Origin of the sequence: Nostoc sp. FACHB-892 (assembly GCF_014698795.1) — a bacterium.
Taxonomy (GTDB): domain Bacteria; phylum Cyanobacteriota; class Cyanobacteriia; order Cyanobacteriales; family Nostocaceae; genus Nostoc.
The window spans coordinates 223,269-245,880 of the sequence record NZ_JACJTR010000004.1 but is presented as its reverse complement, the minus strand read 5'-3'; the positions used below and the strand labels follow the sequence as shown (position 1 = coordinate 245,880).

The window sequence follows — 22,612 nt, the reverse complement described above, 5'->3', positions numbered from 1 at the left end:
GAGAAAATATGTTAGAGATAGGGTGGTTTTCTGCTAAGTTATTTTTTAAAGGAAAGCTATTACGCGACCCAGTGTATTTTGTTAAGCAAACTACTATTGGTATTGCTGTAGGTTTCTCACTGCTTGTGTTACTTGCACAAGCTCCAATTCCCTTCTACTTACCAATAATATTATCTAGCTTAGTGACGGGCATGATTATGCCATTTCTCCTCAAAGATTTCAAGATGAAGTGATTGGTCATTGATGAATAACCAATGACAAATGACAAATGACAAATGACCAATGACAAACCTTGAAGAATTAGTTCAGGAAATTAATCGTTTTGAGGCAATTATATCCGAGTGGGATGAAAGCCAACGGTGTGTAGCAGTGGGTCTAAAAAGAGCAATTGAAGCTTTGCATAAAGCTGCATTGACTAGTTTGATTAAAAGCTTGAAAGAAGAATCAATGCCAGCTTTGCGCCATGCCGTTGCAGATGAAGTAGTGTATGCAGTGCTACTGTATCACGAATTAGTCAAACCACCAAAACCTCCGCTTTCACAGCGCATTCAGACAGCACTTGAAGAAGTTCGCCCAGCTTTAAAAAGCCATAACGGTGATGTAGAATTAGTGGCAATTAAACCACCAGATACAGTAGAAGTTAAATTAATCGGAACTTGCAGCAGTTGTCCAACTTCCACTTTAACTTTATCTCAGGGAGTAGAACAAGCAATAAAAAACCATTGTCCCGAAATTACCAAAGTAGTGGCAGTCAATAACAGTTCTACTGTTAACAACGCTAATTCTAGTTTAATCAGTCCATTCTCTGCAAAAATAACTTGTACTTGGATGAAAGTAGCGACCCTTGATGAAGTTCCTGAATTTAGTGTAGTAGTAGTACAACTTGCTGGTACTTCACTAATTTTACATCGCCAAGGTGCTACAGTAAAATGCTATCGTAATGGTTGCGCTCATCTAGGATCTCCCTTAGAAAAGGGTAAAGTTGAAAATGGTATTATTACCTGCCCTTCTCACGGATTCCAGTACAAATTAGAGACAGGTGAATGCTTAACTGCGCCTGATATTTCGCTTCAGTCGTATCCAGTCAAGATTAAAGGCGATAAGGTTTTTGTGAAACTGCAAAAATGATGCAAAGGTAACACAGCAAATATACTTGACGATTAGTCAATCACAGCTACTTTGCTTTTTCATTTCAGTAGTTCGCGCATTGATTTTAGTATTTTGTGCAAGCGAAATGCCTGAATGCTTTCTCAATATCTTTAAATTAATTCTCATTTGTGTAATTCAGGTATTGATTTTAGTGTTTTGAGAAAGTAAAAAGGCATATTACTTTCTCAAAAGGTCATTTGACTTATTCAAACCCCAGTTTGCTTACTCATTTTGGTGTTTTCCGCAAGCAAAATCAGCTTTTACTTACTAAAAAGCAGCTTTTGCTTACTCATTTTGGTGTTTTCCGCAAGCAAAATCAGCTTTTACTTTCGCATTTTGGTGTTTTCCGCAAGCAAAATCAGCTTTTACTTTCTCAAACCCCAGTTTGCTTTCTCATTTCAGTACATCGCGCACTCATGCAAAAAAATCGCTATGTAGCAAAAGTTACCAAAGTTAATTAGTTTTTTTATAATTGATTAATATGGAAGTTAATTACAGGTTTTAACTTAATTTGAAAAAAACATAATACAAAACTGTTACTGTTGTTACACGCCGATCAAGATTAATGTTTTTAAATAATTATCAGCGTCTATCTGCGCTTCATGGATATCCCAATCATAAGTAATCCCATATCACAATTACCGCCAGAAACAACAGAAATTTCTCAAAACTTGCCTCTATCACCTCAAGGTGCAGAGGTAATTTTAGGTAACATTATTGAACCAGAACAATTAGTCATACCTGTAGCACCCAATGCCACAACAATGTTTGGGCCTCGTGGTGCTTGTTTGTTATCAGAAACTGGCCCTTTATGGGTATCAGATACCGGACATCATCGATTATTAGGATGGCAAAATTTACCCACAAGAGATAGTCAATCGGCTGATTGGGTAATCGGACAACCTGATTTTTATCATGAAGGACAAAATGCTAAAAATACACCGGGAAGGGCAACTTTAAGTGTACCAACAGGCATTTGTGCTTGCGGCGAAGGGTTAGCTGTAGCCGATGCTTGGAATCATCGGGTTTTGATTTGGAAAAGCTTACCAGAAGATAACAATGTTCCAGCAGATTTGGTATTAGGGCAAGCTAATTTTACCGATAATGAACCAAATCGAGGAAATCAACAAGCATCTGCTAGTACAATGCACTGGCCTTATGGTGTTTACTATCATCAAGGACGGCTATTTATTGCTGACACTGGGAATCGAAGGCTATTAATTTGGCATCAATTACCAACAGAAAATGGTCAATCGGCTGATTTAGTTTTGGGACAACCGGATATGATATCTCGTAATGAAAACGGCGGTGATTCTCCAACCGCAGCGAGTATGCGTTGGTGTCACGACATCGCCTTTTGGGGAGAAAATTTGGTTGTCAGCGATGCAGGTAATCACCGAGTAATGATTTGGCAGGGAATGCCTACAGAAAATAATACTCCTTGTGCAGTAGTTTTAGGACAAAAAAGCTTTGATTTTGTGGAAATGAATCAAGGAGTTTATTATCCTAGTGCTAGTAGTTTGAGTATGCCTTATGGTGTAGCGGTAGCTGGAGATTGGTTAGTAGTTGCAGATACTGCTAATTCTCGTTTGTTAGGATGGAGAAAGCCAGAATCAATTTTATCACTGCAAGGTTTAATGGCAGATGGGTTGGCAGGACAAATAAATTTTCAAAGTAAAGGTGAAAATCGTAATTTCGGATTGCCAAAACGAGATAGCTTAAATTGGTGTTACGGAATAAAAATTTGTGGCAATACGGCAGTAATTGCTGATTCTGGAAATAACCGAATATTGTTGTGGCAGTTTAATAATTCATAATGGGCTATGCCCCGCTACGCTAACGTAATTCGTAATTTTTAAAAGTTAGATTTGTATGGCGACTGAAGAAATTAGAGTTCGCGGTACTGTTCAAGGGGTAGGATTTCGCCCTACTGTATATCGTCTGGCTAAAGCTTGCGGTTTGGGTGGAGATGTTTGTAATGACGGACAAGGTGTATTAATCCGGGTATCTGGTAGTGAAGAAGCAATCACCAAATTTGTTGCCAGATTGCAAACCGAATGTCCACCGTTAGCAAGAATCAATGAATTAACAAGAATTAGTTATAAAAGTGAATTAAAATTTGATAATTTTGTGATTTCTACTAGTGTCAGTAATGCCATTAAAACAGAAATTACTCCTGATGCAGCCACTTGTCTCCAGTGTCAAAAAGAAATATTCGACCCTTTTAGCCGCTTTTATCGTTATCCCTTTACTAATTGTACTCATTGCGGCCCTCGCCTGAGTATTATTCGTGCAATTCCTTACGACAGATGCAATACCAGTATGTCTGCGTTTGCTATGTGTTCCGAATGTGCGAAGGAATACCACGATGTTGAAAACCGCCGTTTTCATGCTCAACCTGTAGCTTGTCATGTTTGCGGCCCCACAGCTTGGTTAGAACGTGCTGATGGTAAATCAGTTACTGCTTCCATGTTTTCTATGCTGGATGATGTTGATGCCGTTTGTACCTTGTTGCAAAAGGGTGAGATTGTCGCAATTAAAGGGTTAGGTGGTATTCATCTGGCTTGCGATGCAACTCAGGAAACCGTTGTACAAAAACTGCGTCAGCGTAAAAAGCGCTATCATAAACCTTTTGCTTTAATGGCGCGAGATATTAAGGTAATTGAAGAATATTGCACAGTCAACGCCAAAGAAAAAGAATTATTGACAAGTTCTGCTGCACCAATTGTTTTACTACAAGCAACAGGTAAAAAAGTAGTAGCACCATCGATAGCATCGAAGCAAAATACTCTCGGCTTCATGCTACCTCATACGCCCTTACATCATTTAATTTTACGGCGGATGAATCGCCCAATTATTTTAACAAGTGGTAATATTGCCGATGAACCACAATGTATTGATAATGACGAAGGAAGGGAAAAATTAGGAAAAATAGCTGATTATTTTATCTTTCACAATCGAGAAATTATTAATCGGATAGATGATTCGGTGGTGAGAGTTATCGGCGATAAAGTCCAAATAATTCGGCGTGCCAGAGGATATGCACCAGCACCAATTAGTTTACCATCAGGATTTGACAATGTACCGCAAATTTTAGCAATGGGTAGTGAGTTAAAAAATACCTTTTGCTTATTGCGTCAAAGAGAAGCCATTCTCTCTCAACATCTAGGAGATTTAGAAAATGCTGTGGCTTTTAACGCTTATCAGGAAACTTTAAATTTATACTCTAATTTATTTGAACATAAACCAAAAGTAATCGCCATTGATAAACACCCTGAGTATCTATCAAGCAAACTTGGTAAAGAACTCGCAGATACAAAGCAAATCAAAATTAATCAAATCCAACATCATCACGCTCATATCGCCGCTTGCATGGCAGAAAATGGAATTCCTTTAAATTCACCTCCAGTATTAGGTATAGCTTTAGATGGTTTAGGTTACGGTGATGATGGTAAACTCTGGGGCGGAGAATTTCTTTTAGCAGATTACCGTAAATTTCAGCGACTAGCAACATTTAAACCAGTGGCAATGATTGGTGGTGAACAAGCAATTTATCAGCCTTGGCGTAATACCTACGCCCAATTAATAGCTGCTAACCTTTGGGATGATTGTCAGCAACAGTATGCTGATTTAGAAATCGTAAAATTTCTGAAAAATAAGCCACTAAAACTACTGAATCAACTTATAGAGAAAAAAATTAACTCTCCTCTAGCTTCCTCAGTGGGGCGGCTGTTCGATGCAGTGGCGGCGGCTATCGGTATTTATAGAGATGGATGTAGCTATGAAGGACAAGCTGCGATCGCAATGGAAGCTTTAGTAGATGTTAGCAGCTTAAATAATGATAAAGAAACGCTAATCTATCCTTTTAACTTTAGCTTTTCAGATAGGATTTATTATATAGACCCGCGTCCAATGTGGCAAGCATTGCTCCATGACTTACAGCAGCAAATTCCACAACCAGTTATGGCTGCCAAATTTCACAAAGGTTTAGCTAATGCAATTGTGCAAATGGTTAAATATCTTTCTCAAGAAAATCTGATTTTTCAGGTAGCGCTAACAGGAGGAGTATTTCAAAATTGTATATTGTTAGAGCAAGTTACCAAACGATTAGAAAGATTGGGGATAAAAGTACTTACTCACAGCTTAGTTCCAGCTAATGACGGCGGGTTATCTTTAGGACAAACAGTTATTGCAGCCGCACAATTAATACATAAGTCTTGAGATTTTACAAGCTTTATGTCACAAATAATTCTCTCTGTGTTCTCCGCGCCTCTGCGGTTAGTTTATCTAAAAGAATAAAAAAATGTGTTTAGGAATACCCGGACAAATTATAGAAATTACCAACGTTAACCATAAATTAGCACTAGTTAATATTGGTGGTGTGAAGCGCGAAGTAAATATTGCTTGTATCGTTGATGAAGAACATCCCCCCGAAGCTTGTATTGGCGATTGGGTATTAGTCCATGTTGGCTTTGCCATGAATCGAATTAACGAACAAGAAGCGGCAGAAACATTACAACTCTTCCAAGAATTAGCAACAGCACAAGCAGGAATTAGTACTTAAATAATATTTTCTCTCACACAAAAAAATAGTTTCAAGCATCTTTCTTTCTTCCTCTCTTCCTTCGCGCCCTTTGCGTTCTTCTTTAACGAGACGCTGCGCATAGCTTGCTTCTCCTTAGGAGTATGCGGTTCGTAAAAAAAAACTCCCTACCACAAAAGCGAAATTAACTATTCCCAAATCTTTATGAAATATGTTGACGAATTCCGCGAACCGAAAAAAGCAGAAGCCTTACGCCGCGAAATCGCCAAATTATGTAACCGCTTAGAAAAACCCATCAAAATCATGGAAGTATGTGGCGGACATACCCATTCCATATTTAAATACGGTATCGAAGAAATATTACCCCAAGCCATTGAATTAATTCATGGCCCTGGTTGTCCAGTATGCGTTATGCCAAAAGGGAGATTAGATGATGCGATCGCAATCTCCCAAAATCATAACGTCATTTTTGCCACCTTTGGCGATGCAATGCGAGTTCCCGGTTCCAAAACCACTTTACTGCAAGCCAGGGCACAAGGTGCAGACATCCGTATGGTGTACTCTCCCTTAGATAGCCTGCAAATTGCCAGAGATAACCCCAACAAACAAGTAGTCTTCTTCGCATTAGGCTTTGAAACCACAGCCCCCAGCACCGCTTTCACCATCTTGCAAGCAGCAGCCGAAAAAATTGACAACTTTAGTATGTTTTCCAATCACGTCCTCGTGATTCCCGCCCTGAAAGCACTATTAGATAATCCCGACTTACAACTAGATGGATTTGTTGGGCCTGGCCATGTCAGCATGGTAATTGGCACTGACCCATATCAATTTATTTCCCAACAATATAATAAGCCAATAGTCGTCTCAGGATTTGAACCCTTAGATATTCTCCAATCAATTTGGATGCTATTGCAACAGCTAGTAGAAAATCGTTGTGAAGTCGAAAATCAATATAACCGAATTGTCCAAAAAAGCGGAAACACAGTAGCCCTGCAAGCCATAAATAAAGTTTTCGCAGTGCGAGATAGTTTTGATTGGCGTGGCTTAGGTGACATCCCCTATTCAGGATTAAAAATTCAACCAGAATATGCCCAATTTGATGCCGAACTTAAATTTACCATTCCTAATCTCAAAGTAGCCGACCATAAAGCTTGTAAATGTGGAGAAATTCTCAAAGGAGTCTTAAAGCCTTGGGAATGCAAAGTATTCGGTACAGCTTGCACACCAGAAACACCAATCGGTACTTGCATGGTATCTTCCGAAGGTGCTTGTGCAGCCTATTACAAATATGGACGACTCTCCACCATTGCCAAAAGAACAATCACCCAAAAACCAAAAATAACTCAAGAACCTCTCCCCGCCTGCGGCTTCTCCTCAGACTTCTAATACTCCGCGTACCTCTGCGCTTCCCTTTGCGGTCCTCTGCGTTAAAAAAAATAATATGAATTTCCCCCCCACAAACCCAATCCAAAATCCCCTATTCCAAAAAATAGAACAAGTCCGCCGTCGCCAAGGAAAAGTGCAAGATACTCATATAACTCTCGCACATGGTAGCGGTGGTAAAGCCATGCGTGATTTAATAGACGAAATCTTTGTCAGCAATTTTGATAACCCAATTCTCTCGCAATTAGAAGACCAAGCCAGCTTCAACTTAGCCCCTCTTTTCCAACAAGGAGATAAACTCGCATTTACAACAGATTCTTATGTTGTAGACCCGTTATTTTTCCCTGGTAGTGATATAGGACAATTAGCCATCAATGGCACAATTAATGATTTAGCTGTAAGCGGTGCTAAACCTTTATATTTAACTTGTAGTGTAATTTTAGAAGAAGGATTACCTATAGAAACCTTACGCCGTGTCGCAGCAAGTATGAACGCAGCCGCAAAAAAAGCGGGTATTCAAATTGTCACTGGTGACACAAAAGTTGTACATCGTGGCGCTGCCGATAAACTCTTTATTAATACTGCTGGTATTGGTATCATCCCGCGAGGAATTAGTATTTCTGCCCACAATATTAAACCTGGAGATGCAATAATAATTAATGGTGAAATAGGCAATCATGGAACAGCCATTTTAATTGCCCGTGGGGAATTAGCCTTAGACACTAATATTGAAAGTGATTGTCAACCGTTGCATAGTTTAGTAAAAAATATTCTCCATGTATGTCCCCAAGTTCATGCTATGCGAGATGCTACACGCGGTGGTTTAGCCACAGTATTAAATGAATTTGCCCTCAGTTCAAATGTAGGAATTCGTTTGTACGAAGAATCTATTCCAGTGCGGGAAGAAGTCAACGGAGTTTGCGAAATTCTCGGTTTAGACCCGTTATATTTAGCTAATGAAGGTAAGTTAGTTGTAGTGGTTCCAAAAAAGAATGCTGAAAACGTTTTATCAGCTATGAAATTACACCCAGCAGGCAAAGATGCTTGTATTATTGGCGAAGTTATTCCTTCACCCCCAGGTATCGTATTGTTAAAAACAGTTTTTGGCGCTGAAAGAATTGTTGATATGCTGGTAGGCGACCAATTGCCACGAATTTGTTAATCCTTAATAGATTTTATAATATGCACGAATTTGGAATTACCCAAAATATTGTGGCAATTGTGACTGAACACGCTAAAGGCGCAAAAGTGCAGCGAGTTTTATTAGAAATTGGCAAATTTTCAGCTATTATGCCCGATGCTATCCGATTTTGTTTTGATATTTGCACCAAAGGTACAGTTTTAGAAGGGGCAACATTAGAAATTTTGGACATTCCCGGCTTAGGGCGATGTCGCCAATGCGGTGCAGAAATTTATTTAGATAAACCATTTGGTATTTGTAGCTGTGGTAGTGTGCAATTAGATTTAATTACTGGTGAAGAACTGAAAATTAAAGAAATAGAAATAGAGGAATTATGTGTGTAACCTGCGGTTGTTATGATGATGGCGAAATAAAAATTACAAATTTAGAAACAGATAACACTGAACATAATCATACTCACACTTTACCAGATGGAACTGTCATCACTCATTCCCACAGTCATGACACTCATATAGAAGCCCCTCAAATTCATGCAAAAATACATAATACAACCATATCTTTAGAACAAGATATATTAGCAAAAAATAACCTGCTAGCTGCCCAAAATCGCGGATGGTTTAAAGGCCGAAATATTCTCGCTTTAAATTTAATGAGTTCTCCCGGTGCTGGGAAAACAACTCTGTTGACGCAAACTATTAATGATTTAAAGCATCAATTATCTATTAGTGTAATTGAAGGCGACCAAGAAACGGCTAACGATGCCAAAAAAATAAAAGAAACAGGTTCTAAAGTCATCCAAATCAACACTGGAACAGGCTGTCATTTAGATGCATCAATGATAGAGAGGGGTTTACAACAACTGAATCCGCCACTAAACTCAGTTGTGATGATTGAAAATGTCGGAAATTTGGTTTGTCCAGCCTTATTTGATTTGGGAGAACTGACAAAAGTGGTGATTCTTTCCGTCACGGAGGGAGAAGATAAGCCGCTAAAGTATCCTCATATATTCCGTGCTAGTAACATCATGATTCTCACCAAAATTGATTTGCTGCCTTATGTAGATTTTGATGTTAAAAAGTGCATAGATTATGCTAGACAAATCAATCCCCAAATTCAGATTTTTCAGGTTTCTGCAACTTCTAGTACTGGCTTAGAGAAGTGGTATGCTTGGCTAATTGAAAACTTAAAAAATTGTCAGCATTAATCTCTTACCGCTTGAAGGATAGGCAATTTTTCTTAACGAACCGCATACTCCTACGGAGAAGCAAGCTACGCGCAGCGTCTCGTTAGAGAAGGACGCAAAGGATACAAAGGAAGAGAAAGATAATTTTAAAAACCTATCATCACAAAATTAAGCCACTCAATTACAAAATCTGTCTGTAGGTTAATGAAAACTGGAAGTATTTTTGCAAGATAGGAAATGCATACTGCCGTTTTCCTATCTGTGCGTAAATCCTCATGGCTAAAGTTGAAGAATTGACACCCCAGCAACTCTCTGAAACAAACCTGAAACCACGAGGGAGAGTTTATCCGAGTCCTATCAATTGGCGCGACCAGTTTTTGTACCAATTCATATTAGATAGATTCAGTGATGATAATGAAAATCAAAGGGAACTTTTTGACCGCAGCAACCCTTCAAAATTCCAGGTTAAAGACAAAGCCGACTGGATGGCAGCAGGGACAAAGTTTGTTAGTGGTACTCTTAGGGGAATTAAGAGTAAGTTAGACTACTTGCAGCGATTGGGAGTAACAAGACTGTGGATTAATCCACCTTGGCGACAAGCTTCGAATTAGAAGCTTACCACAGCGATCGCATCCAAGACTTCTTAAATATTGACCCCCACTTTGGCACTCGTCAAGATTTAAGAGATTTAATTGATGCTGCCCACGATCGCAGGATGTATGTCATCCTCGATGTAGTATACAACCAGAGCGCTGATAACTGGTTTTACAAAAATGATGCGATCGCAGCTTTAGCAAGAGTTTATCAATATTGGATTGCTCTTTCTGACTGCGATGGTTTTAGGATAAATAGCCTCAAACACTTTTCTCCAGAAGATTCCCGCAAATTCTGCACAGCAATTCATGAATACGCCGAATCTATCGGTAAAGACAACTTTTTATTGACTGGGGAAATGACTTCCGGTAGTATGTCTGGTGCGTACATAGATATTATTGGTCGCAACCTCACTGCTGTATTAGACAGCGTACACGCCCCAAATGAATTGACTGCATTTGCAAAAGGGTTAGTACATCCAAAGCAATTTTTTGATTTGTATAGCGAAAACAATCTGGCAGGAGAATACCGTCAAATTGGGACATATCATGTCTCCATTTTGGATGATGATGATATGTCATTCCGTAATCATAAGCAGCGATTTGCGGCAAACAGTAATGTGCCTAATCTTTATGAACAAGTTGCCCATGCTGTCGGAGTGCAATTAACTACGCCAGGAATTCCTGCTATTTATTATGGAACAGAACAGGCTTTTCATGGGAATGAAGGTTATCACGATAACAGCATAGAAGGTGGCAGGTTTGCCGAAGATAGATATATCAAAGAAGCAATGTTTGGCGGTGCTTTTGGCGCATTTCAAACAGCAGGCTGTCATTTCTTCGATATCGAACATCCTACCTATTTACGGATAGCTGCGATCGCTCGTATTCGCAACAGTCACGATAAAATTGGTAAAGCATTGCGCCGTGGACATCACTACCTGCGCGAAACATCCTTTTATGACTCCCCCTTCTCGATTCCCGGACAAGGCGAATTAGTTGCTTGGTCACAGACTTTATTTGACACAGAAGTGTTGATGGTGCTGAATACCAACGGCTTAGAAAATCGCGGTGCAGAAGTTACAGTAGATACTTATATGCATCCTCCAGACTCGACTATGACCTTTTTATACAAAAGCGATTGGAGTGATTCATATTTACGCTACCCTCCGCGCGGACAAACTGTAGCTGTACAACATCTTGACGACCGTCGCGCAACTGTGCGAATTGATTTGCCTCCTTCAGGAATGGCGATTTTGGCGTAGCTACAGCTAACTATCTGTTTGCCTGATTACTTAATTAAACCCGAAGAACCCCACCCCTTAATCCCCTCCCCGCAGGCGGGGAGGGGAGACAAAGCATAGCTTTGGCGGGGTGGGGTGCAATGACTGTGAGAAACGTAACTAATTATGGTAAATTCTATTCCATAAAACTGGTATTTTAAGAAGTTACAACTTTGATAAAAATTGCAACACCCTGTACTTTAGGAGTACAGGGTGTAAGACAGCTATATTTTGTGTGATTCCCAGTTTATATTTACCTCACAGCCAATCTCGATAAGCTGATATTTCATTTACGCTGATTTCAAATGGCATCCCCTTGCCAAATGGCGGATAAACGCGAATTTTACCGTTGCTAGCAAACCGCTCTAACCTATTACCTAACTGGGCGATATTGCTGACTATATGCCAGTAAGATACTAAGTCAGGACAGTCAACAATTAATGTTAGAATACTAGCATTTGTTGTGACATACCACTGACAATTAGATAACAGTACTCGCGTAATGCGATCGCAGGCTAGATAAAAGCATCTGCCAGTAGACTGTTCTAGCTCCATTTGCAGCATTCCATCCTCTTTTGTTACCTCAGATGGAGGTAAATCATCGGGAGGAAGCTGATATAGTTTAGAAGACATAATTTCGCACCTCTTGGTTGTAGCGCGTCAAACTCTCCAGGTTTTTTTGCATATCCGAAGACGAGGGTTTGAGTGCTAACGTACCTAAATTTAATTCGTCTTGAAATTTCTTGATTTTGTCTCGACAAGTCTCCACATCACCGATAATTGAGTTCTCAATCAAATAATCTTCATCGAAACAAATGTTTGTGCGATCAAATGGTTTTTGGTTGGGATTCGCACTATTTTGCAATACTTCAGCCGAATTAGCTGTCATTTTCTTGCTAAATTGGCGAATGAAAGGTAATGCCTCACTCACTGCCTCATCAAATGTTTTGCCAACATAAAAAAAGCGTGCCAGCACGAAATTTTCTGCACCACTAGAATTTAAGGCTCGATATTTAGCAACAGTATCCTTCAATCTCTGTAGGGAGAATGGCGGCCCACCCATCAAGCTGAAGGAATGTTTAGCAGCAAACTCGATACCATCATCGCCACCAGTGGCAACATACACTGGTATTTGACTCTGCAATGGTTTTGGGTAAATTGTTAAGCGATCGCATTGATAATACTTGCCATTAAATGATACATCAGTTTCATATAACAGCTTGTGAATCAGTGCGATCGCCTCTAGCATCCTAGGACGGGATTCACTTGGGAGTGTCGCAAAATGCTTGTTTTGTTGGGGGAATGGGCCGCCTTTAGCAACCCCAAATAATAATCGTCCATTGCACAGGTTATCCAGAGTGGCGATATCTTCCGCTACCCGAATCGGGTTATGGAATGGCAGTAACACCGCCGCAGTGCCTAATTGGATAGTTGAAGTCAGCCCCGCCAAATGTGCCATTAACAGCAACATAGAGGGGCTGAGATTGGATTCACTAAAATGATGCTCACTCACCCAGGCTGACTCAAAACCTAAACTTTCTGCCTGTTTTATCAGCGCGACTTGCTCAAAGATGGCACGACGAGCATCTTGGTGATGATTATCGTAATTGCAGAAAATTCCAGTTTTCATTACTTGCGTTAATACTTTGTGCTGGCTATTCTAGTGGTCGATAGGTTCGTAGTAAGCACTAAGCGTGCTTAAATATTTGAGGACTAAAGTTTTCACTACAAACACCTTTACTCCTCTCCATTAATGCGATCAAAGACTAATTTGCAACCCACTGTAACTCCAACCATAGACGTGGGTTATTGTGTTTGATGTTCGACATCGGATCGCGCAATAATCGTTTGGCATTCATGCAGACTACCTGTACTAGACCCATGTTGTCTGCTACTTCTCTGAGTATTTCTTTGTGAGCTTGCACACAGGAAATCATTTCGTCAGAGCAATAAACTCCTATATATTGCAAGCGTCTCGCAGGTCGTCCCCAAAAACAGGTAATGACTTTCACATAACACCCGTCTAGTAATTCTCCAACTTTTGGGTAGTATTCGTTGAGGACTCTTGTGAATTCTTTGGCTAAGATATCTTCAGCAATCATTGGAACTGATATTTCTGTAGCGTCCATCACGCTATTTAATATAACATAATTTTATCAATTAAACGTGGCAAAATAGCCTAATAGGCTTAAATAAAATATTAAATATTACAAGAAAAAGAGGCATACATTGTTTAGTATTACCTCAAATTTGCGTAAAGCATCTTTATATTTAAATATGAAAGTATTGATTAGAGTACCCCTAGTATAGGCGAATGAAATTCGCAGCTATACGACATACATTTGGCTTTGTGTAAAATTGTAGGTTGGGTTAAGCAAAGCGCAACCCAACATTTCTGAGGCTTTGTTGGGTTTCGTTCCTCAACCCAACCTACTAGCGCTTAACCCAGTTGCTTGTTTTCTTAGTCAGCGTAGGCGAACTTGATTTGCAAGACTAAGCACGATTTATAATCTACAAGGATATTTGCAAAGGTAAGATGCACCCAAATACTCTAATATCAAAAAATATGAATTCAAAGAAAATGCATTTAAATAGCATATCTTAATGTTGAATTCTAAATTTTGTCTTTTTAATTATTATCGAGCATTGCGTTCGCAAACTAAGACTTCTGCTACAATATCCGGCACATTTACAAAGTCCGTAAATCCTTCAGAACCACGGATTGGTGATATAAATGTATAGTTTGGATCGCACTCTCCAGTGTCATATACTTGAATAAACCATCTATCGGGAAATCCTTCTACACCCAATTCGACAGTGTACCAACTCTCACCAATCAGATGAGAGCTAAAGATTGTAAACCACTCCCGATTCTCTTCTGAAATATTCCAATCTGCCATGAGCAGTTCTAAAGCTATTTGTCCCGCATCCGTTGAAGTCAACAGCATTTTTACTCCTTATTTGCAGCTTCAGTATTTGCAACTTCAGGATTGGAAACTTCCGGGTATAAACCCAGTTCTTTAGCTAGCTCACGCGCTACAAAAAATAAAAACTTAGCACCATCTTGATTGCCTTCATGGGCAAACATAGTTGCTACTTGTAGCATTGTCTCTACAAATCCAGAATCAATCAATTCTGGCTTACTTTCCAAAACTTCTGGTTCCTGACCATTAGGACATTTGAGTAGCTCATCAATCAGATTGAAATACAGTTGTTGGCGTTGCTCTGACATAGTAATTTTGTTGATTTTAGTGAGTTAATTGTGAATTGGTTACTGTTCGATACTGTGCTGCCATAGCCTTTCCAACATTTCAACTTGTTCTTTTAAAACAGCAGCACGATGAACAAGATATCTGTCGTAAAAAAGAATCCCTAACCCAATACAAATAGGGATTAGCAAGAAGAACCATTGTAGGATTGTGGCAAATTTAGATTGTTCAGCAACAGTCAGCATTTGATGAATCACATTACGGTCAGAGGATTTGATGCTAGTCTGAGGGGAATGTGTACCCTCTGTCCGGGAAGCCAAGATAGGAGCATTTCTACTAGTCTTGTTAATTTCGCAGGCTAAATTATGGGATTTTACTAACTCCAAATGTCGTTCCCAAACTATGCCAAATACTACTACTCCTGGAGAAAGCACTACTAAGGTAACTACGCAAACTGTGAGAAGATTTAAAAGTTTGGCTTTCATCTCGGCTCTCCCTTGCTAGGTAGTATGCACTCAGCAAGAAAATATCTTTTGCTGTTTATTTAAAGTAGTTATATATTTCTACTTTTTAAACAGGTTTGATATTAAAATATCTGTAAATGGTAGTTTACAATCGTTAGTTGCCAGTCATTTTTATAATTACCACTGACTACTGACCACTGAAAAGTTACCAAGCTTTTCACAAAACGTAGGGTTAATCAGCCAGAAATAACGCGCTCAGATTCAGAGAACCTGATTTCATCTTCCTCTCAAAAGAGAGATTAAGAAGTCCCCCCTAGTTCACTGAGCTTTCGCTCAGGAATGTTGGGGGGTAGAGGGGAATCTCTGCGTAAATCCTATACGATTTATATCAGCCGCTCTCCACAAAACAGTTTACCCTAGCCCTGTTAAGATTATTAAATTCATTAGAATAGTACTCAAAGCTTGTAATCCTTGCCTGATAAGTCTTACAAAAATTAATTGGGGTATGGGTGCTAGTGTTTTTAGGACGGGGTTCTAGTGTTTGTGAGGTGGGGTTCTGGTATTTCTGTACTCAACCTTAAAGCAGGGTAGGCAATGATTAAGGACTGTTTTTGATGCAAATTTCGATAAACAAAAACTGCACTCAAAAGCAAATATCAATGTCTTTTGATAAAGATAGACTAATAAATTAGGAAAAACAATTAAATGTTATGAAAGTAAATTAGATTTCCATAACATATAGAGGAGATTGAAAATAATGGTAAAAATTATGCATATATACAGAATTTATGCCCAATAAGCAATAGTCAGCAATTCTAAATGGTAAAATATAAGTATGGCAAGCTAGCCTTCCGCTGAAGTGAGAATCAATGGGAACATATGATAAAGGTTCTTCCTAAACTTTCATATTTTGTGATTTAGTTAGAATACCTAGTATATGCACTCATTGACACTAAACGGCAAATTAAATACACAAAAGCTTATTGTTACAAGTAAATACTTTGTACTAAGATTTAGGATTTTAGGAGTTAAATAATAATGCGGATTGCTCAAGACATAACAGAACTGATCGGACGGACTCCTTTAGTTCAACTGAACAAGATTCCTCAAGCTGAGGGAGTAGTAGCAAGGATAGTTGTCAAATTAGAAGGGATGAACCCAGCAGCTTCGGTGAAAGACCGCATTGGGTTAAGTATGGTACTCTCAGCAGAAGCTGCTGGCTCAATTTCCCCTGGAAAAACCATTTTAGTTGAGCCTACCTCTGGTAATACAGGAATTGCTCTAGCGATGGTAGCAGCAGCGCGTGGCTATCGTTTGATTTTGACAATGCCAGAAACAATGAGCCAAGAACGACGGGCCATGCTCAGAGCTTATGGTGCTTCTTTGGAGTTAACACCAGGCGTTGAGGGAATGCGGGGAGCTATTCGCAAAGCCGAAGAAATTGTGGCTAATACTCCTGATGCTTTTATGCTGCAACAGTTCCGCAACCCTGCTAATCCCAAAGTTCACCAGGAAACCACCGCAGAAGAAATTTGGACAGATACAGACGGGGAAGTGGATATCGTCATTGCTGGGGTAGGTACTGGTGGAACCATTACTGGGGTTGCAGAAGTACTCAAACAGCGCAAGAAGACATTTAAAGCGATCGCAGTTGAACCCAGCAACAGCCCAGTGCTTTCCGGCGGTGAAGCCGGGCCACACAGAATTCAAGGTATTGGTGCTGGATTTGTCCCCGATGTTCTCCGCTTAGAATTGGTTGATGAAGTAATTAGAGTCAGCGATGAACAAGCGATCGCTTATGGGCGACGTTTGGCAAAAGAAGAAGGCTTATTGTCTGGGATATCTTCTGGTGCAGCTTTGTGTGCCGCAATTCAAGTAGGTAAACGCCCAGAAAATGCCGGACGTTTAATTGTAATGATTCAGCCTTCCTTTGGCGAACGTTACCTCAGCACACCCATGTTTCAAGACTTAGCTTTAGAAACTGCTGGGGTACGTTAAAGACAGCTGTAGGGGCATAAATTTGTACGCCCCTACTTCATGCAAATGAAAATTGTTGTAACTACTTAAAGAGTAGTATTTCAGCCTCTAGACATCAGCAGCAACGTTCTTACTAATTTCCTGGCAAACTGGAATGCGGATTTGAAACTCCGCTCCCTTACCGGGTTCTGAAGTGCAAGAGAGTGAACCACCATGTTTTTCGGTGACGATTTGGTAACTAATCGACAAGCCCATACCTGTTCCTTTACCTACAGGTTTTGTAGTGAAGAAAGGATCAAACAGACGTTGCCGAACGGACTCTGGTATACCTAGACCATTATCTGCAATCCGAATTTCAACTTGGTGAGTATCAATTTGCTCAGTGTAAATAGTAATAGTTGGAGTTGTTATTTGTGCTTGATTGTCGACTAATGACTCTTCTAAAGCATCGATCGCATTACTCAACACATTCATAAACACTTGATTTAACTGTCCTGCATAGCATTCCACTTGTGGCAAATTGCCGTAATGTTTAATCAACTCGATACCGACACGATCTGACTTTGCTTTGAGGCGATGTTGCAGAATCATTAGAGTACTATCAATTCCCTCATGAATATTAACAGCTTTAATCTCGGCTTCGTCCATGCGTGAGAAGGTTCGCAAGGAAGCGACAATTTGCCGAATTCGGTCTGCCCCAACCCGCATAGAAGACAGTAGCTTAGGCAAGTCTTCCAGCACAAATTCTAGATCGATCGCCTCCGCTTCTTCCTGAATCTCTGGGTGGGGAGATGGGTAATGTTTCTGGTAAAGTTCCAGCAGTCCCAGCACATCTTGGGTGTAGGCATTGGCATGAGTTAGGTTGCCAAAGATAAAATTGACTGGATTGTTGATTTCATGGGCAACGCCAGCTACTAGTTGCCCTAAGCTTGACATTTTCTCAGTCTGCACAAGATGAGCCTGAGTTTGTTGCAATTTATGGAAAGATTTTTCGAGTTGTTCCGCTTTTTCTCGCTCTCGCGTTTCGGATGCTTGCAAAGCTTCATTATTAGCTTCGAGTTCTTGTGATTTAGCTTCCAGTTGTTCCGAGTAAGCTTGCAGGTTGGTGTAGAGACGAGCGTTATCGATCGCAATCGAAATTTGTGCTATCAACAGACTCAGCACATTTACCCGTTCTGCGGTAAACGCACCAGAAATGAGATTATTTTCTAGATAAAGAAGACCAGTAAACTTGCCAGAGTGAATCAATGGTAAACACAAAATGGACTTAGATTGGTAAGTGGTAACATAAGCATCAGCAGCAAAACGAGAGTCTTTAACAGCATCCCCTAAAACCAGATTCTTTCTAGTTCTTTCGACATAATTGAATAAGGCAACCGGGAGTAAGGATGAATTAGTTTTATCCTCTGCGTTAACAACAACACTAACCTCCTTACCTACAACTATTCCCGTCGCTTCTAGCATCCATTTATTCTCGTGTTTAGCAATAAAGTAACCTTGTTGAGCGCCAGCATTTTCAATGACATTTTTCATCAATTTTTCGAGCAAGCGACTCAGCACCATTTCTTCTGACAAGGCTTGTGAAGCTTTCATCACCGTGATTAAGTCGAGAAGTTGACTGCCTCCGGTAGTCGTAGAGCTTGTTTGAATAGTTTGCAGGTAATTCGTTTGTAGGTTTTCTGTATTTGATTGCACAATCAATTGGGGATAGCGTGCTTCTAAATCTTTGACTTTAGCGATCGCACCCCAATTGCCATAGGCGTAGTAAGCATTTGTCATGTATGTTTGAGCGATCGCTTCTTTACCCCATGACAAATAGAATTTGGCAGCGAGTTCGTGGGCGAGGGCTTCTTCGTTGATGTACTCGTTTTCTTTGGCAAGTGCGATCGCCTTGTCGTACATCTCGATGGCTTCGATTTTTTCCCCTAAAATCCGATGCCGTTCTGCTTCTACTAGATAAAATTTGTGTAATTGATTCATTGGGGCATGATGCGCCCATTTCTGCATTTTTTCTTGATTAGCTCGGACGCGATCAAGAATTGCCTTTTGCTCTAACTCTTGGCGATCGAAATACACTGCTAGCTGTACTAAAGAATCGTAAAAATGGAATAGAGGAACAAGAGGCAATCCTATCACTACGTCCAGATATTTCTCTGCTATGACAGTATTTTCAATCGCTTCTGAATAATTTTCAAACCAGTAACTAAGTAAAAGTTTGTTCCAATATATGTACGCAGCTCCCAATCTGTCGTTCGCTTGCTCGTGTAATAGAAACGCAATCTGTTCATCGCAGGCTTCACCCTTTAGAAGACAGAGATTTTCACTTTTTCCGAGCAGATTTAATGTAGCTTGCCTATAGGTTTCTAGATAATGAAGCGGTGTTTCTTGCTTGATTTTATGAATAGCATCTCTATTGATTGCCATCTCTTTTTCAAGGACAGTCAGTTCTTTGCCGCTAAAGTAAGCGAGATAAGAGTACATTAGTAGACCATAAGCAGCAAATTCTAAATCACCTGTCTCCAGTCCGCTAGAGTAAACTGACACAAAAGGTTCTAAGGTTTCTCTCAGATGATCTTTCCAAGGTCGGATAAATGTATTTACTATCAGGAGTGTCTTGGCTTTGATTTCTTGAGCATTTAACTTTGACACTAGAGTTAAAGCCAATTGACCAAACTGATAACCTGAATCAATATCTCCTACAACTCCGCAAAGAAGAAGACCATAATTGGCATAAGCAAAGGGAGAGACAGAAGCATTACCATATTGAACGGATAAATTTACTTGTTTGCACACCGTCAATGGAACTAGTGCTGGCGCAGCCATGTATGCAGGAGCAAAGATACTTGACATGAGCCTCATAGCTGCTAATTTATAGCGATCGCTCATTTGAGGCAGGTCAGTTAAATCCTCAATTCGCCTTCCACTCAAAATTGCCGCAGTTTCCCCTAGTGCCTGCCCAATATCTGACGCGTTCGGCTCTTGGGGAAACTCCACCCCTAAGAGCTTTAAAACTTGTAGCCCCGTATTAACTGCTTCTACCAGCCTGTTTTGCCCTATGTAAGCTTGGATCTGGACTTCATACACATTCACTTTGTCCAGCAGCGTTTTGGCGCAGTTTTGTACTATCTTAACGAACCTCTGCATTCCTTCAAAATCACCGTTTAAAAAAGCTGCTTCTGCTGCTTCCTCATGCAGTGCTAATGTTAAGTCATATTGGCTCTGCCAACTATCTTCTGCTAAAAGTCCTAAACCGACTTGCAAATATTTAACGGCAGAATCATGTGCTGTAGCTGCTTTCGCTCTTTGACCTGCAATTAGGTTGAGTTCAGCAAATTCATATTTTTCTGTTTCAAATATCAGTAAATCAGCACCGTAATTGAGCTGATTAACTAAAGCAAATATATTTTCTTTGCGTTCTTCTGATGTAGTATTTAGCAGCAGTAATTGACCAATTTTCAGATGCGTTGCTTTCTTCTGCTCATCGGGAATTAGAGAATACGCCGCTTGCTGTACTCGGTCATGTAAAAATTTGTAATCAACCTTGACATCTGTTAAACCAATCCCAACTGATTCTTCCTGACTAAACGCTAAGGGAATTTTGTAATCCTGATTTAATGGCAGAATTAACCCAGCTTGCAGGGCTGACCACAATTGCGCCGCAGTTATTAAAGAAGATGCTTCGTTAACGATCGCTAATACATCCAGATTGAAGGTGTTACCAATACAAGCAGCTAGTTTAAGTACTTCTTGCGTTTCTAGAGACAGTTTACGAATATTTCTTGCCGTCAGTTCAACCACATTTAGGTCAGTAAGACCGATCGCTTGAATATGTTGGATATTCCACTGCCATACTCCTGAATGGAACTCATACGTTAACAAGTCTTCTTGATGTAGAGTTTTCAGCAGTTGCGTTAAGAAGAAAGGGTTTCCTCCAGTTTTGTGGAATAGTAATTCTGCTAATGGCTTGATGTGTTGTGTGTCATTCAACGTATCACTAACTAACGCTTCCACATCCCTTAACTGCAATGGTGTCAAGACGATGTTATCTACCACCGCACCAGAAGATTGAATCTTGTCCAAACTCATCATAAGCGGATGGGTAGGCGACACTTCGTTATCCCGATACGCGCCGACTAACAATAAATATTTGCGTGGCTCGCCGCCGTAGGCATCGCTATCTGTCATCAATAGCTCAATTAAGTTCAGCGATGCCGAATCTGCCCACTGTAAATCGTCAAGAAACACAACCAGAGGATGATCTTGGGTCGTGAATACGCCAATGAATTGCCCAAAAACGCGATTGAAACGATTTTGAGATTCAGCCGCACCCAGTTGTGTTACGGGTGGCACAGTTCCAATAATTAGTTCAACTTCGGGAATCACATCGATAATGACTTGCCCATTCTCTCCCAACGCGCTTAAGAGTTTTTCTTTCCACACTTGGATTTGGGCTTCGCTTTCGGTAAGTAATTGCCCAATCAAAGATTGGAATGCTTGAATTAAGGATGCATAAGGAATATTGCGCTTGAACTGGTCAAACTTGCCTGCAATAAAATAACCCCTTGCTCCCACAATCGGTTTATGAACTTCATTGACGACACTCGTCTTTCCAATTCCCGAATAACCAGAGACGAGCATAAGTTCGCTGCTACCACCTGCCACACGCCCAAACGCAGCCATCAATGTTGCTACTTCTGCTTCGCGTCCGTATAGCTTTTGCGGAATCAAAAAATGCCCAGATTTATCCTGTCTTCCCGGTACAAAGTTTTCAATCTTTCCAGTCGTTTGAAGTTGAAACAAACATTCCTCTAAATCTGCTTTCAGTCCCCAGGCGCTTTGATACCGCTCCTCTGCTGTTTTCGCTAATAATTTAAAAATAACTGCACTAATCGCTTCTGGCACATCTTCCAAAACGCGACACACGGTTTCGCTACATGGTGCGGCTGGTGTTTTGGCAATGTGAGAGTGAATTAACTCCATCGGGTCAACAGCTTGAAAGGGCAAAACACCCGTCAGCATTTCATATAAAGTGACACCCAGTGAATAAAAGTCGGTGCGATAGTCAACCGCTCGATTCATTCTGCCGGTCTGCTCAGGTGACATATACGCAAGCGTACCTTCGAGCAAATTAGGATTGCTCAAGGTGGGATTTTCTTTATCAAGGCGCGAGGAGATACTGAAGTCAATCAGTTTGGCTTCCCCAGAATCGGGGTCAATTAAAATATTGTGCGGCTTAATATCTTTATGGATAATCTGTTGGGCGTGAAGTTCTCCTAAAATTTGTGCTAGGTTAATCCCCACCTTGAGGAAAGTAATTAAGGTGGTTGTTTGAGTTGCAATCAGTTCTTGGAGCAAGCAACCTGGAATGTCTTCCAAAACCAAAGCCAGGCCATGCTGATAATTCTTTAACTCGTAGGCTTTAACAATGCCAGGAATTTGCAGAGGCTCAATAATTTGATATTCGTGGCGCAGTCGCGCAATGTCTTCTAAGAGTGGATGTTCGCACAGGAGAGTTTTGACAATGACAGAGACGTTATCGGTTTCTCGCCGTCCCCGATAAATGACGGTTTTACTACCGGAGTGAAGAGTTTCGAGGAGTTGATAACCAGATAAAGTAGCTGTCATTGTTTTCTCTTGCAATATAAGCATTCTTAATATGCCCATGCAAGTTTAGCGTTGTAACATTT

Annotated in this window: 19 protein-coding genes; 12 read left to right on the top strand and 7 right to left on the bottom strand. The window is 40.3% G+C overall.

What is annotated here, in order from left to right:
* Nucleotides 1-8 precede the first annotated feature (8 nt).
* The 11 genes from H6G96_RS07870 (at nucleotide 9) to H6G96_RS07825 (ending at nucleotide 11,257) form a co-directional block, all read left to right on the top strand.
* Nucleotides 9-233, top strand: a complete 225-nt coding sequence (locus tag H6G96_RS07870) for a hypothetical protein (RefSeq protein WP_190910926.1) — start codon at nucleotides 9-11, stop codon at nucleotides 231-233.
* A gap of 49 nt (nucleotides 234-282) precedes the next feature.
* The gene (locus tag H6G96_RS07865; RefSeq protein ID WP_190910925.1) at nucleotides 283-1,128 is read left to right on the top strand and encodes a NifU family protein; all 846 of its coding nucleotides are present in this window, start codon (nucleotides 283-285) and stop codon (nucleotides 1,126-1,128) included.
* 623 nt (nucleotides 1,129-1,751) lie between these two features.
* The gene (locus H6G96_RS07860) at nucleotides 1,752-2,966 is read left to right on the top strand and encodes a hypothetical protein (protein ID WP_190910924.1); all 1,215 of its coding nucleotides are present in this window, start codon (nucleotides 1,752-1,754) and stop codon (nucleotides 2,964-2,966) included.
* A 55-nt stretch (nucleotides 2,967-3,021) separates the two neighbouring features.
* Entirely contained in the window at nucleotides 3,022-5,370 is a 2,349-nt protein-coding gene (gene hypF, locus H6G96_RS07855; RefSeq protein ID WP_190910923.1) for a carbamoyltransferase HypF, read from the top strand.
* Between the two features lie 82 nt (nucleotides 5,371-5,452).
* Complete coding sequence (locus H6G96_RS07850; RefSeq protein ID WP_190910922.1) at nucleotides 5,453-5,713, top strand: HypC/HybG/HupF family hydrogenase formation chaperone; 261 nt, start codon at nucleotides 5,453-5,455, stop codon at nucleotides 5,711-5,713.
* Nucleotides 5,714-5,896: 183 nt separating this feature from the next.
* Nucleotides 5,897-7,078, top strand: coding sequence for a hydrogenase formation protein HypD (gene hypD, locus H6G96_RS07845; protein ID WP_190910921.1), 1,182 nt, complete (start codon nucleotides 5,897-5,899; stop codon nucleotides 7,076-7,078).
* A 55-nt stretch (nucleotides 7,079-7,133) separates the two neighbouring features.
* The gene (gene hypE, locus H6G96_RS07840; RefSeq protein ID WP_190910920.1) at nucleotides 7,134-8,237 is read left to right on the top strand and encodes a hydrogenase expression/formation protein HypE; all 1,104 of its coding nucleotides are present in this window, start codon (nucleotides 7,134-7,136) and stop codon (nucleotides 8,235-8,237) included.
* A 20-nt stretch (nucleotides 8,238-8,257) separates the two neighbouring features.
* Nucleotides 8,258-8,599, top strand: a complete 342-nt coding sequence (gene hypA / locus H6G96_RS07835) for a hydrogenase maturation nickel metallochaperone HypA (protein WP_190910919.1) — start codon at nucleotides 8,258-8,260, stop codon at nucleotides 8,597-8,599.
* Nucleotides 8,590-9,420, top strand: a complete 831-nt coding sequence (hypB, locus tag H6G96_RS07830; RefSeq protein ID WP_190910918.1) for a hydrogenase nickel incorporation protein HypB — start codon at nucleotides 8,590-8,592, stop codon at nucleotides 9,418-9,420. Before hypA ends, hypB begins: the two co-directional genes overlap by 10 nt.
* A 254-nt stretch (nucleotides 9,421-9,674) precedes the next feature.
* Nucleotides 9,675-10,010 (top strand): alpha-amylase family glycosyl hydrolase, encoded by a 336-nt coding sequence (locus H6G96_RS42300; RefSeq protein WP_277932899.1) that lies wholly within the window; start codon nucleotides 9,675-9,677, stop codon nucleotides 10,008-10,010.
* Nucleotides 9,989-11,257, top strand: coding sequence for an alpha-amylase family glycosyl hydrolase (locus H6G96_RS07825; protein WP_277932898.1), 1,269 nt, complete (start codon nucleotides 9,989-9,991; stop codon nucleotides 11,255-11,257). The genes H6G96_RS42300 and H6G96_RS07825 overlap by 22 nt, the downstream gene beginning before the upstream one ends.
* A gap of 276 nt (nucleotides 11,258-11,533) precedes the next feature.
* Here H6G96_RS07825 and H6G96_RS07820 read toward each other — a convergent pair whose 3' ends face one another.
* The 6 genes from H6G96_RS07820 to H6G96_RS07795 form a co-directional block, all read right to left on the bottom strand.
* Nucleotides 11,534-11,908 (bottom strand): hypothetical protein, encoded by a 375-nt coding sequence (locus tag H6G96_RS07820; RefSeq protein WP_190730848.1) that lies wholly within the window; start codon nucleotides 11,906-11,908, stop codon nucleotides 11,534-11,536.
* A complete protein-coding gene (locus tag H6G96_RS07815; protein ID WP_190910917.1) occupies nucleotides 11,898-12,905 on the bottom strand; it encodes an LLM class flavin-dependent oxidoreductase in 1,008 nt (335 codons plus the stop codon). Before H6G96_RS07815 ends, H6G96_RS07820 begins: the two co-directional genes overlap by 11 nt.
* Before the next feature lie 136 nt (nucleotides 12,906-13,041).
* Nucleotides 13,042-13,404, bottom strand: a complete 363-nt coding sequence (locus H6G96_RS07810; protein ID WP_190910916.1) for a hypothetical protein — start codon at nucleotides 13,402-13,404, stop codon at nucleotides 13,042-13,044.
* A gap of 507 nt (nucleotides 13,405-13,911) precedes the next feature.
* A complete protein-coding gene (locus H6G96_RS07805) occupies nucleotides 13,912-14,223 on the bottom strand; it encodes a hypothetical protein (RefSeq protein ID WP_190910915.1) in 312 nt (103 codons plus the stop codon).
* Nucleotides 14,224-14,225: 2 nt separating this feature from the next.
* Nucleotides 14,226-14,507: a hypothetical protein gene (locus H6G96_RS07800; RefSeq protein ID WP_100900566.1), complete on the bottom strand. Its 282-nt coding sequence runs from the start codon at nucleotides 14,505-14,507 to the stop codon at nucleotides 14,226-14,228.
* Between the two features lie 39 nt (nucleotides 14,508-14,546).
* Nucleotides 14,547-14,969: a hypothetical protein gene (locus tag H6G96_RS07795; protein ID WP_190910914.1), complete on the bottom strand. Its 423-nt coding sequence runs from the start codon at nucleotides 14,967-14,969 to the stop codon at nucleotides 14,547-14,549.
* A 1,017-nt stretch (nucleotides 14,970-15,986) separates the two neighbouring features.
* Between H6G96_RS07795 and cysK the strand changes: the two genes are divergently transcribed.
* Complete coding sequence (gene cysK / locus H6G96_RS07790) at nucleotides 15,987-16,946, top strand: cysteine synthase A (RefSeq protein WP_190910913.1); 960 nt, start codon at nucleotides 15,987-15,989, stop codon at nucleotides 16,944-16,946.
* A gap of 87 nt (nucleotides 16,947-17,033) precedes the next feature.
* Here the strand turns inward: cysK and H6G96_RS07785 are convergent, their stop codons facing one another.
* The gene (locus tag H6G96_RS07785; protein ID WP_190910912.1) at nucleotides 17,034-22,550 is read right to left on the bottom strand and encodes an ATP-binding sensor histidine kinase; all 5,517 of its coding nucleotides are present in this window, start codon (nucleotides 22,548-22,550) and stop codon (nucleotides 17,034-17,036) included.
* Nucleotides 22,551-22,612: the final 62 nt, after the last annotated feature.

Coding starts and splice junctions, on each gene's coding strand:
- H6G96_RS07820 (WP_190730848.1), bottom strand. CDS start 11,908: ATGTCTTCTAAACTATATCAGCTTCCTCCCGATGATTTACCTCCATCT.
- H6G96_RS07805 (WP_190910915.1), bottom strand. CDS start 14,223: ATGCTGTTGACTTCAACGGATGCGGGACAAATAGCTTTAGAACTGCTC.
- H6G96_RS07870 (WP_190910926.1), top strand. CDS start 9: ATGTTAGAGATAGGGTGGTTTTCTGCTAAGTTATTTTTTAAAGGAAAG.
- H6G96_RS07795 (WP_190910914.1), bottom strand. CDS start 14,969: ATGAAAGCCAAACTTTTAAATCTTCTCACAGTTTGCGTAGTTACCTTA.
- H6G96_RS07785 (WP_190910912.1), bottom strand. CDS start 22,550: ATGACAGCTACTTTATCTGGTTATCAACTCCTCGAAACTCTTCACTCC.
- hypF (WP_190910923.1), top strand. CDS start 3,022: ATGGCGACTGAAGAAATTAGAGTTCGCGGTACTGTTCAAGGGGTAGGA.
- H6G96_RS42300 (WP_277932899.1), top strand. CDS start 9,675: ATGGCTAAAGTTGAAGAATTGACACCCCAGCAACTCTCTGAAACAAAC.
- hypA (WP_190910919.1), top strand. CDS start 8,258: ATGCACGAATTTGGAATTACCCAAAATATTGTGGCAATTGTGACTGAA.
- cysK (WP_190910913.1), top strand. CDS start 15,987: ATGCGGATTGCTCAAGACATAACAGAACTGATCGGACGGACTCCTTTA.
- hypD (WP_190910921.1), top strand. CDS start 5,897: ATGAAATATGTTGACGAATTCCGCGAACCGAAAAAAGCAGAAGCCTTA.
- H6G96_RS07810 (WP_190910916.1), bottom strand. CDS start 13,404: ATGGACGCTACAGAAATATCAGTTCCAATGATTGCTGAAGATATCTTA.
- H6G96_RS07850 (WP_190910922.1), top strand. CDS start 5,453: ATGTGTTTAGGAATACCCGGACAAATTATAGAAATTACCAACGTTAAC.
- H6G96_RS07815 (WP_190910917.1), bottom strand. CDS start 12,905: ATGAAAACTGGAATTTTCTGCAATTACGATAATCATCACCAAGATGCT.
- hypB (WP_190910918.1), top strand. CDS start 8,590: ATGTGTGTAACCTGCGGTTGTTATGATGATGGCGAAATAAAAATTACA.
- H6G96_RS07860 (WP_190910924.1), top strand. CDS start 1,752: ATGGATATCCCAATCATAAGTAATCCCATATCACAATTACCGCCAGAA.
- H6G96_RS07800 (WP_100900566.1), bottom strand. CDS start 14,507: ATGTCAGAGCAACGCCAACAACTGTATTTCAATCTGATTGATGAGCTA.
- hypE (WP_190910920.1), top strand. CDS start 7,134: ATGAATTTCCCCCCCACAAACCCAATCCAAAATCCCCTATTCCAAAAA.
- H6G96_RS07865 (WP_190910925.1), top strand. CDS start 283: ATGACAAACCTTGAAGAATTAGTTCAGGAAATTAATCGTTTTGAGGCA.